This is a genomic window from Mesorhizobium sp. B2-7-2 (assembly GCF_006440775.1).
Classification (GTDB): domain Bacteria; phylum Pseudomonadota; class Alphaproteobacteria; order Rhizobiales; family Rhizobiaceae; genus Mesorhizobium.
In genome coordinates this window covers 14,268-27,962 of the sequence record NZ_VFTZ01000044.1, presented here as the reverse complement: position 1 = coordinate 27,962, position 13,695 = coordinate 14,268, and the positions used below count along the sequence as shown (strand labels likewise).

The 13,695-nt window shown below is 65.5% G+C and carries 10 protein-coding genes; all 10 read left to right on the top strand.

Annotated features, from left to right (window positions below):
• A partial coding sequence (locus FJ425_RS30735; RefSeq protein WP_210241707.1) for a VCBS domain-containing protein occupies nt 1-1,204 on the top strand: 1,204 nt, incomplete at its 5' end.
• 34 nt (nt 1,205-1,238) lie between these two features.
• Complete coding sequence (locus FJ425_RS30730) at nt 1,239-2,966, top strand: type I secretion system permease/ATPase (RefSeq protein ID WP_140727848.1); 1,728 nt, start codon at nt 1,239-1,241, stop codon at nt 2,964-2,966.
• Nucleotides 2,963-4,294: an HlyD family type I secretion periplasmic adaptor subunit gene (locus FJ425_RS30725; RefSeq protein WP_140727846.1), complete on the top strand. Its 1,332-nt coding sequence runs from the start codon at nt 2,963-2,965 to the stop codon at nt 4,292-4,294. Before FJ425_RS30730 ends, FJ425_RS30725 begins: the two co-directional genes overlap by 4 nt.
• A gap of 131 nt (nt 4,295-4,425) precedes the next feature.
• The gene (locus FJ425_RS30720; protein ID WP_140727844.1) at nt 4,426-5,028 is read left to right on the top strand and encodes an ANTAR domain-containing response regulator; all 603 of its coding nucleotides are present in this window, start codon (nt 4,426-4,428) and stop codon (nt 5,026-5,028) included.
• Nucleotides 5,029-5,030: 2 nt separating this feature from the next.
• Complete coding sequence (locus FJ425_RS30715) at nt 5,031-6,257, top strand: CmpA/NrtA family ABC transporter substrate-binding protein (protein WP_181176121.1); 1,227 nt, start codon at nt 5,031-5,033, stop codon at nt 6,255-6,257.
• 361 nt (nt 6,258-6,618) lie between these two features.
• Nucleotides 6,619-6,795: a twin-arginine translocation signal domain-containing protein gene (locus FJ425_RS30710; RefSeq protein ID WP_140727841.1), complete on the top strand. Its 177-nt coding sequence runs from the start codon at nt 6,619-6,621 to the stop codon at nt 6,793-6,795.
• Nucleotides 6,796-6,857: 62 nt separating this feature from the next.
• Nucleotides 6,858-8,159, top strand: coding sequence for a nitrate/nitrite transporter (locus FJ425_RS30705; RefSeq protein ID WP_140727839.1), 1,302 nt, complete (start codon nt 6,858-6,860; stop codon nt 8,157-8,159).
• Nucleotides 8,160-8,175: 16 nt separating this feature from the next.
• A complete protein-coding gene (nirB, locus tag FJ425_RS30700) occupies nt 8,176-10,626 on the top strand; it encodes a nitrite reductase large subunit NirB (RefSeq protein ID WP_140727837.1) in 2,451 nt (816 codons plus the stop codon).
• A gap of 5 nt (nt 10,627-10,631) precedes the next feature.
• Nucleotides 10,632-10,961 carry a nitrite reductase small subunit NirD gene (nirD, locus tag FJ425_RS30695; RefSeq protein ID WP_140727851.1) on the top strand — a complete coding sequence of 110 codons (330 nt, stop codon included), beginning with the start codon at nt 10,632-10,634 and terminating at the stop codon, nt 10,959-10,961.
• A gap of 4 nt (nt 10,962-10,965) precedes the next feature.
• Entirely contained in the window at nt 10,966-13,635 is a 2,670-nt protein-coding gene (locus FJ425_RS30690) for a nitrate reductase (protein ID WP_140632667.1), read from the top strand.
• Nucleotides 13,636-13,695 lie beyond the last annotated feature (60 nt).

Below are 13,695 nucleotides of genomic sequence, written 5' to 3'. Positions count from 1 at the left end.
GGTGAAGGTGGACGACGGCCACGGCAGCACCGACACCCGCACCGTCACCATCCATATCGACGGCACCAACGACGCGGCGGTGATCACCGGCACGAGCAGCGGTTCGGTGACCGAGGACGCTGTGCTGACCGTAAACGGTGCTCTGACCGTCAACGACCCTGACGCAGGCCAGAGTTCGTTCCAGGTGCACAACGGCAGCAACCCGATCGCGGGCACATACGGGTCATTGACCATCGATGCCGCCGGCAACTGGGTTTATACGCTCAACAATGGCGCCGCCAACGTTCAGGCTCTGAACTCCGCGGACCATCCGCATGATCAGATCCATGTAACGTCGGTAGATGGCACGGACCACGTCATCGACATCACGGTGAACGGTGCCGACGAGCCCTTGACCAACCATGCCCCGAGCGCCCCGGTATTCGTCCCAAGCTCGACGCCATTGCCGGATGGACAGGCTCCGACCCTAGGCTCGTTTGTTTCGACCGATCCCGATGCTCAGGACACCGTCACATTCACGAGCACTTTCACGCCCGGCCTCAACAGCAATGGCTCGGTCTCCGTTGCCAGCAACGGCTCGCTGATTGTCAACGTGCCTACGGGGCAGACACTGACCGGGACGCTCACAGTCACCGCGACCGACAACCATGCCGCTTCCTCGTCGCCGCAAACTTTCAATGTCTGGATCGGCAACGGCAGCGGCGGAAACGGGGATGACGGAATCGTTCTCAGCAGCACGAATCCCAACATCGCGGACGGTCGTGCCGGCGCCGACGGGCTGACAGGCTCCAGCGGCGTCGACTACATCTTCGGCGGAAGCGGCAACGATACGGTCAAGGGCCTCGGCGGCGCAGACTGGTTGAGCGGCGGAGCCGGGGATGATCATTTCAGATTCGAAGCGATAAGCGATTCAACGCACTCTGCCTTCGACACCATTCTCGATTTCCAGCACGGGACGGCGGCAACGGGTCACGACTTCATCGACTTTGCGAGCGCCCTTGGCCTAACGGCAACCGGCACGGTCTCGGGTGGAAATCTGGCCGTTCATACCGTTGCCTGGCAGAGCGACGGGAGTGGCAACACGATCGTTTATGCCAATACCGGAACCTCGGCCGAGAGTGTGGCGGGCGGAGCCCACATCATTGAAATCCATCTGATGGGGGTATCCACGCTCACTGCCAACGACTTCAACCTGAGCGCCTGACAACCATGAAAAGTGACAGAGGGCGGCAGATAAGATGATGCAGGACCATTCTGCGCTCAAGCTTGCTCTCTCCCGCTGCCGCGGCGGTTTCGCCGCGGTAGCGGGGTTCAGCTTCGTCATCAACCTGCTCGTGCTCTCGACCTCGATCTACATGCTGCAGGTCTATGATCGCGTGCTGACGGGACGCAGCGTGGAAACGCTCGTCTATCTGACGCTGATTACGACAGCGGCGCTGGCTGCAATGGGTGCGCTCGAATTCTTCCGCTCGCGGCTGCTGGTGCAGCTCGGCACCTGGATCGACCGCGTGCTGTCGCCGCAGGTACTGGGCCGTGGGCTTGAGAACGCGTTGCGCGGCTCATCTTACCGCACCGAGGCGCTGCGCGACCTCGCCACGCTGCGCGGCTATCTTGGCGGCGGCGGCATCATGGCGCTGTTCGACGCGCCATGGATGCCGCTCTATCTTGGCTTCATCTTCCTGCTGCATCCCCTGCTCGGACTTCTGGCGCTGGGCGGCGCGATCGTTCTGTTCGGCCTCGCCCTTGCCAACAACGCGCTGACGGCCAACACGCTCAAGCAGGCCAACGCCGCTTCCGCGCGCGCCTACCAGGCGGCGGATGCCGGTTTCCGCAATGCCGAAGTCATCGACGGGATGGGCATGGGCGGGGTGCTCGCCCGGCGTTGGGACGCGGCCAATGCGTCCGTGCTCGCGCTGCAGACAACCGCCAGCGACTGGGCCGGCCTGATCAATGCATTCACCAAGCCGTTCCGGATGTTCCTGCAGGTCGCGGTGCTGGGGCTCGGCGCCTGGCTGTCGCTGCGCCACGAAGTCTCGCCCGGCGCCATGATCGCGGCGTCGATCATTATGTCGCGCGCGCTCGCGCCGGTCGAGCAGGCTATCGCCACCTGGAAGCAGACCACCGCCGCGCGCGAGGCCTGGCGCCGGCTGGACCGGCTGTTCGAGACTCCGTCGCTGCGCCCGCCGGGGATGGAATTGCCGCGTCCCCAGGGACAGCTCTCGGTCGACGCCGTCACATATATGCCGGTTGGCGCAAAGGAGCCCGTGCTCAGGAACCTCTCCTTCGCCGTGCCGCCGGGCCAGGTGCTTGCGGTGATCGGGCCGTCGGCCGCCGGCAAGTCGACGCTTGCCCGCCTGATCGTCGGCATGCTTTCGCCACAGCAGGGGCGGGTTCGGCTCGACAGTGTCGACGTGTTTGCCTGGAACCGCGCCGATTTCGGCTCCTATGTGGGCTATCTCCCCCAGGACGTCGAACTCTTTCCCGGAACCGTCCGCGAGAACATTGCCCGCATGGAGCAAGGCGATCCGGCCGAGATCGTGGCCGCCGCCCGGATGGCGGGCGTGCACGAGATGATCCTCAGGCTCCCAAATGGCTACGATACCGAGATCGGCGAACAGGGTTCGGTGCTCTCCGGGGGGCAGCGCCAGCGCATCGGCCTTGCCAGGGCGCTCTACCGCCGTCCGGCGCTTGTGGTGCTGGACGAGCCGAACTCCAATCTCGATGCCGTCGGCGAGGAAGCCCTGAACCAGGCGATTGCCGCGATGAAGGAGGCAGGTTCGACCGTTGTGATCGTCGCCCACCGCCCGTCGCTGATGGTAAACGTTGACTGCGTCCTGGTGCTGAACGATGGCCAGTCGCAGATGTTCGGCCCGCGCGACGGCGTGCTTGCGCAACTGCGCCGCCCCGAGCAGCAGTCGGCTGCGCCGCAGGTCCGAGTCGTGAGCTCCGAAAGGACCGGATCGTGACTGAAGCCACCTTGTCGTTGGAAATGCCGCCGCCACCGCCCGCCTGGCCGGCGGTGAGCGCCCATGTCTTCGGCGGCCTGACCGTCATCGGCCTGCTGTTCGGTGGCTTCGGCCTCTGGGCAGCCACCGCGCCGCTGACGAGCGCGGCGGTCGCACCCGGGGTGGTGAAGGTCGACAGCAACCGCAAGACCGTACAGCACCTGGAAGGCGGCATCATCCGGGAAATCCTGGTCCGGGAAGGAGACCAGGTCAGGCAGGGCCAGATACTGGTTCGCCTCGACGGGCTCGACGCGGAATCCGACCGCGATGCCGTGCGCGGTGAACTCGATGCGGCGCTCGCCGGCGAAGCCCGTCTGATCGCGCAGCGCGACGGCCTGAAGACAATTCCTTTTTCGGCGGACCTGTCGGCCCGGCGAAGCGAACCGACCGTCGCCGAGGCCCTTGCCGGTCAGGAGCGTATCTTCCAGGACCAGGCCAAGGTTCAGGCGTCGGAGGTCGAGGTCTGGCAGCAGCGGATCGCCCAGTACCATGCCCAGATGTCGGCGCTCGCTGCGAGAGTTGCGGCCTTCGAGATCCAGTTGCCGTCTCTGCGGGAAGAGTTGGCGGACGCCCGCACGCTTCTCAAGAAAGGCTATGGGGTGAAGTCCCGCGTGCTCCAGCTCGAACGGCAGATCATCGCAGCACAAGGCGAGGCTGAGTCGAACCGTGGGAACATAGAAAGCCTGCGGCAGCAGATCGCCGAGGCGGACGCACAGATCGACAATGGCCGGCTCTCCAATGTCAAGAAGGCTGCCGAGGACCTTCGTGACGTCCAGACCAAACGCTCCGAGCTCGAAAAGGCGCTTCAGAAGACCGACGCGCGCGCGGCGCGCCGGGATGTCGTTGCGCCGGAAGACGGGGCGGTAATGAACCTTCGGTATTTCACGCCGGGCGGAGTTGTACCACCCGGCGGGATTATTCTCGATCTGGTTCCCGATCAGGACAAGATGGTGCTGGACGTCAAGATTCAGCCCCTGGATATCGATGTCGTTCGCCCCGGTCTGCCGGCGACGGTGCGGCTGGTCGCCTATAAGCAGAGAACCACGCCCACGGTGAAGGGCGCCCTTACCCGGGTTTCGGCCGACGCAGAGATCGACGAGCGCAGCGGCGCGACTTTTTTCCGGGGGACCGTCGAGGTGGGCGCCGATGAGCTTAAGAAGCTTCCGCAGGTGAAGCTATATCCGGGAATGCCGGTGGAGGTCTCCGTTGTCACCGGCAAGCGAACCATGCTCGAGTATCTCTTCCAGCCGGTCGCCGACAGTTTTGCTCACGCCTTCAGAGAGGAGTGAGAAGGGCGGCCAACCTCCCCTAACGGCAACGCAGGATTGGGCGGGTCGCAGTTCACGTCTTGAGAGCACTTGCGATCCGCCCCAGTCGATTGCCGCATTGCACAATCCCGCCCGGCCTGCACAATAGGCGCATGTCCGCCGGTTCGTTGACCATCCTTGTTATCGACGAGAACCGCATCCGTGCCTCGATCATCGAGGCCGGATTGCGGGACGCCGGCCATCGCCACGTCACGGTGGTCCATGACGTCGCCGGCATCGCCCGGCGCATCGCCGAGATCGAGCCGGACGTCATCGTCATCGATCTCGAAAATCCCAACCGCGACATGCTGGAGAACATGTTCCAGCTGTCGCGCGTGGTGAAGCGGCCGATCGCGATGTTCGTCGACCGCTCCGACCAGGCCTCGATCGAAGCGGCCGTCGATGCCGGCGTGTCCGCCTATGTGGTCGACGGGCTGAAGAAGGAGCGCATCAAGCCGATCCTCGACATGGCGATCAGTCGCTTCAATGCCTTCTCGCGCATGGCGCGCGAACTGGAGGAGGCGCGCAGCGAGCTCGAGAACCGCAAGGTCATCGACCGGGCCAAGGGCATATTGATGAAGTCGCGGGGCTTAAGCGAGGAGGCGGCCTATGCGCTGCTGCGCAAGACCGCCATGAACCAGAACCGCAAGATCGCCGACATCGCCCAGAGTCTGGTGACGGCGGCGGGATTGCTGGGACCGCTGGAGGGCGAATGAGCATGTCGGCAGCGCATCAGATCACCGCCGGCTTCATGCCGCTCCTCGACAGCGCCGTCCTGGTCGCAGCCGGCAAGATGGGCTTTGCCGCGCGCGAGGGCATCGAACTCAAGCTGCATCGCGAGACCTCCTGGGCCAATATCCGCGACCGTATCGCTATCGGCCACTTCGATGTCGCCCATATGCTGGGGCCGATGCCGCTCGCCTGCAGCCTCGGCCTCACGCCGCTTGCTTCCGAGACCATCGTACCGTTCTCGCTCGGGCTCGGCGGCAATTGCATCACTGTTTCCAATGCGGTGTGGCAAGGCATGGCGGCGCATGGCGCAGCACCTGACCTCGATCCGGCACGCGCCGGAGCGGCGCTCGGCGCACTGATCCGCGAGCGGGCGGCCGCCGGCCGGGAACCGCTGCGCTTCGCCGTCGTGCATCCGCATTCCGGGCACAATTATGAGCTGCGCTACTGGCTCGCCGCCTGCGGCATCGATCCCGACCGCGATATCGAGATCGTCATCGTGCCGCCGCCCTTCATGGCCGATGCATTGGCCGCCGGCCGCATCGACGGCTGTTGCCTCGGCGAGCCCTGGAACAGCGCCGCCGTCGCGGCAGGCACCGGCCATATCGTCACCGTAAAGGCGCTGCTGTGGCGCAACAGCCCGGAAAAGGTGATCGGGGTGCGCAAAGTCTGGGCGGAGGAGAACCCGGACGCGCTGGCGGCGCTGCTGAGGGCTCTGCATCATTCCGCCCGCTGGTGCCAGGACCCGGCACACCGCGACGAGCTGGCAGCGCTGATGGCAAGGCCGGCTTTTCTTGGCCAGCCGGAGGCGATCCAGATGCCGGCCCTGACCGGGCAGCTTCAACTTGGCGGCGGCGCGGCACGACGCGTCGAGGATTTCTTCCTGCCCTTCGACAAGGCGGCCAACTTTCCCTGGAAGAGCCACGCGCTCTGGTTCTACACGCAGATGGTGCGCTGGGGGCAGTTGCCGCATACGCCGCAAAACCTCGCCGTCGCCCGGGACTGCTACCGGCCCGATCTCTATCGCTCAGCGCTGAAGCCGCTTGGCGTGGCGCTGCCGGGCGCCAATGCCAAGGTGGAGGGCGCGCTGAAGATGGCGACGCCGGTCGGCTCCGCGGGGGCAAGCTTGGTCCTTGGTCCGGACGGATTTTTCGACGGCCAGATCTTCGATCCGGACCGGATAGACGCCTACATCGCCGGCCAGCGGCGCGCCTGATCATTTGCGCGCCATTCTTGTGCATTGCACAAAATTTATGCGCAATGCCTGTGCCATTGATCAATGTTTGACCGTGCTGCCGCTCGGCCAGACCAGCGCCCGATTCACGGATCGCATTGATTTTCCTTGAAATTCTCTTTCGGCGCAAAACTGGCACGCTTCGTGCTTTGGAATAATCGAGCCCCTCGCGGGCAATGGAACAGGCGTCCAATGGCGGGCGCCACAGGCAGAGCTGCCGCTCAGGTCACCACGCGATCCCGGATGTACGGACGCGCGAGGCCTGGACGGCGGCTTTTTCGTTTTTGGACCCGACCACGCAAATCGATGGTGCCGATCCAGCCGGCGCCGAGCGGAGACAACGATGACGAGACGGATCGCAACAACATTGCTCAAGGATTTCACCCGTCGCGATTTCCTGGTGAGCAGCGCGCTGACCGCGCTGCTCTTTACTGCCGCGCTCCTGCTGTTTCCCGCCAATCACCAAACCGAAGGCAAAAGCCCGCAAGTGACCGCGCAAGTCCCGGCCTCGCCCCGCTGACACCTCGCCTCTGATCGACACAACATGAGCGGCGCCTCCCACGCCGCAAACCGGAGCCCAAGATGACCGCAAACCTCCCAGCCGCGCCCAGCCAGGACAGTGCTTCAAGGCAGGCGCTCGTGATGTCCACCATCGCCTTCACCGTGTGCTTTGCGGTGTGGACGATCTTTTCCATCATCGGCGTGCGCATCAAGCAGGAGCTCGGCCTGAACGAGACCGAGTTCGGCCTGCTCGTCGGCACGCCGATCCTGACGGGCTCGCTCGTGCGCATGGTGCTCGGCATCTGGACCGACCGCTATGGCGGCCGTCTGGTCTACACAGCGACCATGCTCGCCGCGGCGATCGCGACCGTCCTGCTCGCTTTCGCCCACACCTACGGTCAGATGCTGCTTGCCGCTCTCGGCGTCGGGCTTGCCGGCGGTTCCTTCGCCGTCGGCGTCGCCTATGTCTCGCGCTTCTTCCCGGCCGGAAAACAAGGCACCGCGCTCGGCATTTTCGGCGTCGGCAATGTCGGCGCCGCTGTCACCAAGTTCCTGGCGCCGTTCGTGCTGCTCGCCTGGGGCTGGCAGTCGGTGGCGTTGATCTGGGCCGCGGCGCTGGTCGTCATGGCCGCCATCTTCTGGTTCACCACCGGCGACGACCCGGTCATCCGCGAGCGCCGCGCCGGCAAGGCGGCGCCGGCAAGAAGCTTCTGGCAGGAATTCGCGCCGCTGAAGAACCTGCGGGTCTGGCGCCTCGCGTTCTACTATTTCTTCTCCTTCGGCGCGTTCGTGGCGCTGTCGCTCTGGCTGCCGCGCTACCTGATCGGTGTCTACGGCTTCGGCATCGCCACTGCCGGCATGATCGGCGCCGCCTATTCGATCCCCGCCAGCATCTTCCGCGCCTATGGCGGCGTGCTTTCCGACCGCATCGGCGCCCGCACCGTGCTCTACTGGACCTTCAGCGTCTGTGCCGTCGCGACATTCGTTCTGTCTCTCCCCTCGGCAGACTATGTCGTGCGCGGCATCAGCGGGCCGATCCCTTTCCATTTCGAGATCGGCCCGCTCGCCTTCATCGGCGTCGCCTGCGTGCTCGGCTTCTTCATGAGCCTCGGCAAGGCCGCCGTCTACAAGCACATCCCGGCCTATTATCCGCAGAGCGTCGGCGCGGTCGGCGGCGTCGTCGGCATGATCGGCGGGCTCGGCGGCTTCATCCTGCCGATCGCCTTCGGCGCGCTGAACGATCTCACCGGGGTCTGGTCGAGCTGCTTCATGCTGCTCTTCCTCATCGTCGTCTCCTGCCTGGTCTGGATGCACGTCACCATCCGCCGGATGGAGCGCGCCGCCGAGGTCAAGAGCCCGTCCCTATCCTACGCCGCCGAATAGATCGGAGCTGACCGACATGACCGAGAAACTCGTCATCATCGGCAACGGCATGGCGCCGGGCAGGATGCTCGAGCACCTGCTGGAGGCCGCGCCCGACCGCTACGCCGTCACCATCTTCAACGCCGAGCCGCGCGTGAACTACGACCGCATCATGCTGTCGCCGGTGCTTTCGGGCGAGAAGGCGTTCGAGGAGATCGTCATCCATGGCGACGGCTGGTACATCAAGCACGGCATCACCCTCTACAAGGGTCACCGGATCATCACCATCGACAGGGAGGCCAAGACCGTCACCTCGGACTACGGCGTCACCGAGAGCTACGACAGCCTCGTTATCGCCACCGGATCGGTTACCTTCATCATCCCGGTTCCGGGCAAGGAATTGCCCGGCGTGCTCAGCTACCGCGATCTCGACGACGTCAACGCCATGCTGCTTGCCGCGCAATCGCGCGCCAAGGCGGTCGTCATCGGCGGCGGTCTGCTCGGCCTCGAAGCCGCTGCGGGGCTGAAGGAGCGCGGCATGGACGTCACCGTGCTGCACGTCATGCCGACGCTGATGGAGCGCCAGCTCGACCCGGCCGCCGGCTATCTGCTGCAGAAAGCCGTCGAGGCGCGCGGCATCAAGGTCGTGACCAAGGCCAACACCAAGGCCATTCTCGGCAACGGCAAGGTCGAGGGTGTCGAGCTCATGGACGGCACGGTCATTCCGGCGACGCTGGTGGTGATGGCGGTCGGCATCCGGCCGAGCACCGCTTTAGCCAAGGAGGCAGGGCTCGAGGTCAATCGCGGCATCGTCGTCGACGACCGCATGCGGACTTCCGATCCCGCCATCATGGCGCTCGGCGAATGCGCCGAGGTCGGCGGCCATGTCTACGGGCTGGTCGCGCCCCTCTACGAGATGGCTCGGGTGGCGGCAGCCAAACTGACGGACAGTGAGGACAGGCGCTTCGTCCACTCCGACACGCCGACCAAGCTCAAGGTCACCGGCATCGACCTTTATTCGCTGGGCGACTTCGCCGACGGCGATGACCGCGAGGAGATCATCCTGCGCGACGCGTCGGCCGGCATCTACAAGCGAGTCGTGCTGCAGGACAACCGCATCATCGGCACCGTCTTGTTCGGCGAGACGGCCGACGGCGCGTGGTTCAACGACCTCAAGAAGAAGGCGACCGACATATCGGAGATGCGCGACACGCTGATCTTCGGCCAGGCGTTCCAGGGAGGCGTTTCCTCGGACCCTTTGGTGGCCGTTGCGGCACTGGCGGATGATGCGGAAATCTGCGGCTGCAACGGCGTCTGCAAGGGCAAGATCACCGGCGCGATCACCGGCAAGGGGCTGACCGGCCTCGACGACGTGCGCGCCCACACCAAGGCCTCGGCCTCGTGCGGCTCGTGCACGGGTCTCGTCGAGCAGCTGCTGAAGCTCACGCTGGGTGACGCATACAATCCGGCGGCGGTGCAGCCCATATGTGGCTGCACGAGCCTTGGCCATGACGACGTGCGGCGCCTGATCAAGGCAAAGGGCCTGAAGACGATTCCCGCCGTCATGCAGGAGCTGGAGTGGAAGACCTCCTGCGGCTGCGCCAAGTGCCGGCCGGCGCTCAATTACTATCTGGTCTGCGACTGGCCGGACCAATATGCCGACGACTACCAGTCGCGCTTCATCAACGAGCGCGTGCACGCCAACATCCAGAAGGATGGCACCTATTCGGTCGTGCCGCGCATGTGGGGCGGCGTCACCAGCGCCAGCGAATTGCGCGCTATCGCCGACGTGGTCGACAAGTTCGATATCCCGATGGTCAAGGTGACGGGCGGCCAGCGCATCGACATGCTTGGCATCCGCAAGGAAGACCTGCCGGCGGTATGGGCCGATCTCGGCAAGGCGGGCTTCGTCTCCGGCCATGCCTATGCCAAGGGCCTGCGCACGGTGAAGACCTGCGTCGGCTCGGACTGGTGCCGCTTCGGCACGCAGGATTCGACCGGGCTCGGCATCCGTATCGAGAAGTTCATGTGGGGCTCCTGGACGCCGGCCAAAGTGAAGATGGCGGTGTCGGGATGCCCGCGCAACTGCGCGGAGGCGACCTGCAAGGATGTCGGCGTGGTGTGCGTCGACTCTGGCTACGAAATTCACTTCGCCGGTGCCGCCGGCCTCGACATCAAAGGCACGGAAGTGCTCGGCCTGGTGAAGACCGAGGACGAGGCGCTGGAGACGATCGTGGCGCTCGTCCAGATGTACCGCGAGCAGGCCCGCTATCTGGAGCGCATCTACAAATGGGCCAAGCGGATCGGCATCGCCGAGATCAAGAAACAGATCCTGGACGATGCCGAGCGCCGCAGGACGCTCTTAGACCGCTTCGTCTTCAGCCAGAAATTCGCCCAGGTCGACCCATGGTCGGAGCGCGTCTCCGGCAAGGACAAGCACGAGTTCAGGCCGATGGCGTCGGTCGGGTTCGCGGAGGCGGCGGAGTGACCAATATGAACTGGATCGCCATCGGCTCCATCACCGACATACCGCTGCGCGGTGCGCGTTGCGTTGCGACACCGCAAGGCAAGATCGCCGTCTTCCGCACGGCAGACGACCAGGTCTTTGCCATCGACGACCACTGCCCGCACAAGGGCGGGCCGCTCAGCCAGGGCATCGTCCATGGTGCTGCGGTGACCTGCCCGCTGCACAATTGGGTGATCTCGCTGGAGACAGGCAAGGCGCTTGGCGCCGACGAAGGCTCGGTCCGGACTATTCCGGTCAAGGTCGAGGGCGAACGGTTGTTCATCGCGCTCGAAGCGCTGGCCTCGAAAGCGGCCTGAAGGCATGCAAGAAGCACGCGAGGTGAGGACCACCTGCCCCTATTGCGGGGTGGGCTGCGGCGTGCTCGCCGAGGTCGCCGCGGACGGTACAACGACCGTCCGCGGCGACCCCGATCATCCGGCGAATTTCGGCCGGCTCTGCTCGAAAGGTTCCGCCCTTGGCGAGACGCTCGGCCTCGAAGGCCGTTTGCTGCGGCCGGAAATTCTCGGCAAGCCGGCGAGCTGGGACGAAGCGCTCGACCTCGCGGCCGCGAAATTCTCGCAGGCTGTCGCCGAGCACGGCCCGGACTCGGTCGCGTTCTACGTCTCGGGCCAGTTGCTCACCGAGGACTATTACGTTGCCAACAAGCTGATGAAGGGCTTCATCGGCTCGGGCAATATCGACACCAACTCGCGGCTCTGCATGGCCTCGTCCGTCGCCGGCCACCGCCGCGCTTTCGGCGAGGACATCGTTCCGGGCGTCTATGAGGATTTCGAGCGCGCCGATCTCATCGTGCTCACCGGCTCCAACACCGCATGGTGCCATCCGGTGCTCTACCAGCGCATGCTCGCGGCGCGGAGCGCACGCGGGACCAGGATCGTCGTCATCGACCCGCGCCGTACCGCAACCGCCGACGAGTGCGACCTGCATCTGGCGCTCGATCCCGGCACGGATGTGCTCTTGTTCAACGGGCTGCTGGCGCATCTCGCGCAGGCCGGAAAGACCGATGCCGGTTTCATCCGCGACCATACAACGGGCTTCGATGCGGCAGCTTCGCTCGCCGGCGCCGATGCGCCGTCGATCGCGCGCGTCGCGAAAGGCTGCGGACTGGCGGCAGCCGACGTCCAGGCCTTCTACGATCTCTTCGCCGAGACCGAGCGGACGGTCACCGTCTACAGCCAGGGCGTCAACCAGTCAGCGCATGGGACCGACAAGGTCAACGCCATCATCAACTGTCATCTCGCCACCGGCCGTATCGGCAAGCCCGGCATGGGGCCGTTCTCGGTCACCGGACAGCCGAACGCCATGGGCGGGCGCGAGGTCGGAGGGCTTGCCAACCAGCTCGCCGCGCATATGGATTTCGGGGACGAGGCCAATATCGACCGGGTTTCCCGCTTCTGGAATGCGCCAAACGTCGCGCGGCGCGGCGGCTTGAAGGCTGTGGACATGTTCGAGGCGGTCGCGGACGGTCGCATCAAGGCCTTGTGGGTCATGGGCACCAATCCCGCCGTCTCGATGCCCGACGCTTCGCGTGTGCGCGCTGCGTTGTCCAAATGCGATTTCGTCGCGGTCTCGGATGTGACCCGCACCGACACCACGCGCTATGCCGACGTGCTGCTGCCGGCCGCCGCCTGGGGCGAGAAGGACGGCACCGTCACCAATTCGGAACGGCGTCTCTCGCGCCAGCGGCCGTTCCTGCCGCCGCCCGGCGAGGCGAAAGCCGACTGGCGCATCATCTGCGAGGTTGCCGCGCGCATGGGTTTTGGCGAGGCCTTCGCCTACCGGACGCCGGCCGCGATCTTCCGCGAGCACGCCGCGCTGTCCGCCTTCGAGAACGACGGCAAGCGCCTGTTCGACCTTGGTCGCGTGGCTGATCTCAGCGACGAAGATTATTACGCTTTCGCGCCGCGTCATTGGCCCGCACCGGAGCGAGGCGAGCAGCAGATACGATTGTTCGCCGAAGGTGGTTTCCCGACGCCGGACGGCCGCGCGCGTTTTGTGCCGGTGCGGCAGGAGGCGACGGCCTTCACGGTCGATGCCGACTATCCGCTCGCCTTGAACACGGGCCGGCTGCGCGACCAGTGGCACACCATGACGCGCACCGGAAACGTGCCGCGTTTGATGGCGAACGCGCCGGAGCCCGCGGTCGACCTTCATCCGGCGGACGCGGCCGCGTATCGTCTCAAGGGCGGAGACCTCGCTCATCTTTCAACCCGCTTCGGCTTCGTCCGCGCCAGGGTGCGCGTGGCCGACGCGCAGCGGCGCGGCCATGCCTTCATGCCCATGCATTGGAGCGGCCAGTTCGCGGCCAGGGCGGCAGCCGGCCTCTTGTCCTCACCGGTCACCGATCCGCATTCCGGCCAGCCGGAGCTCAAGCATGTCCCGGTCAGGATCGTGCGCGAAGAGACTGGCTGGGCCGGCGTGCTCATCACGCGGCGCGATCTCAGGCCGACGGGTTTCGTCCATTGGAGCCGGCATGCTGTCGAGGGCGGATGGGTCTACGAACTCACCGGGACCGAGCCGCCGGACCAGGGCATCCTGCTGGCGCGCAAGCTGCTCGGCGCGCAGCGACGGGATCAGCTCCTGGAATACACCGACCGTCGCGGGCTCGCCTATCGCGCCGCCGCCATCGACGAAGGCGGGGCCATGGCCGAAGCCTTGCTGGTCGCCGCTCCGGACCAGTTGCCGATGCGGGACTGGCTGGTGTCGTTGCTCGCCACGCGCCAGCCGCTCTCGGCTGCAGACCGGCACGCGCTTCTGTCCGGTCGCTCGCCCGTGCCCATGCCTGCCATCGGGCGCGTGGTGTGCGCCTGCTTCCATGTCGGCGCCAACCAGCTCGCTTCGGCGGTCGCCTCGGGATGCGACAGCCTGGAGGCGATCGGTTCGACGCTGCGCGCGGGCACCAATTGCGGGTCATGCCGTTCGGAGATCAGGGCGATCATCGACTCAAGCCGTGTGCAGGCCGCCGAGTAACGCATGCGTGCCGCCGTCGCCGGCTTGCAAATGTTCTGCTTCGACCCTCGCTCGATGTCT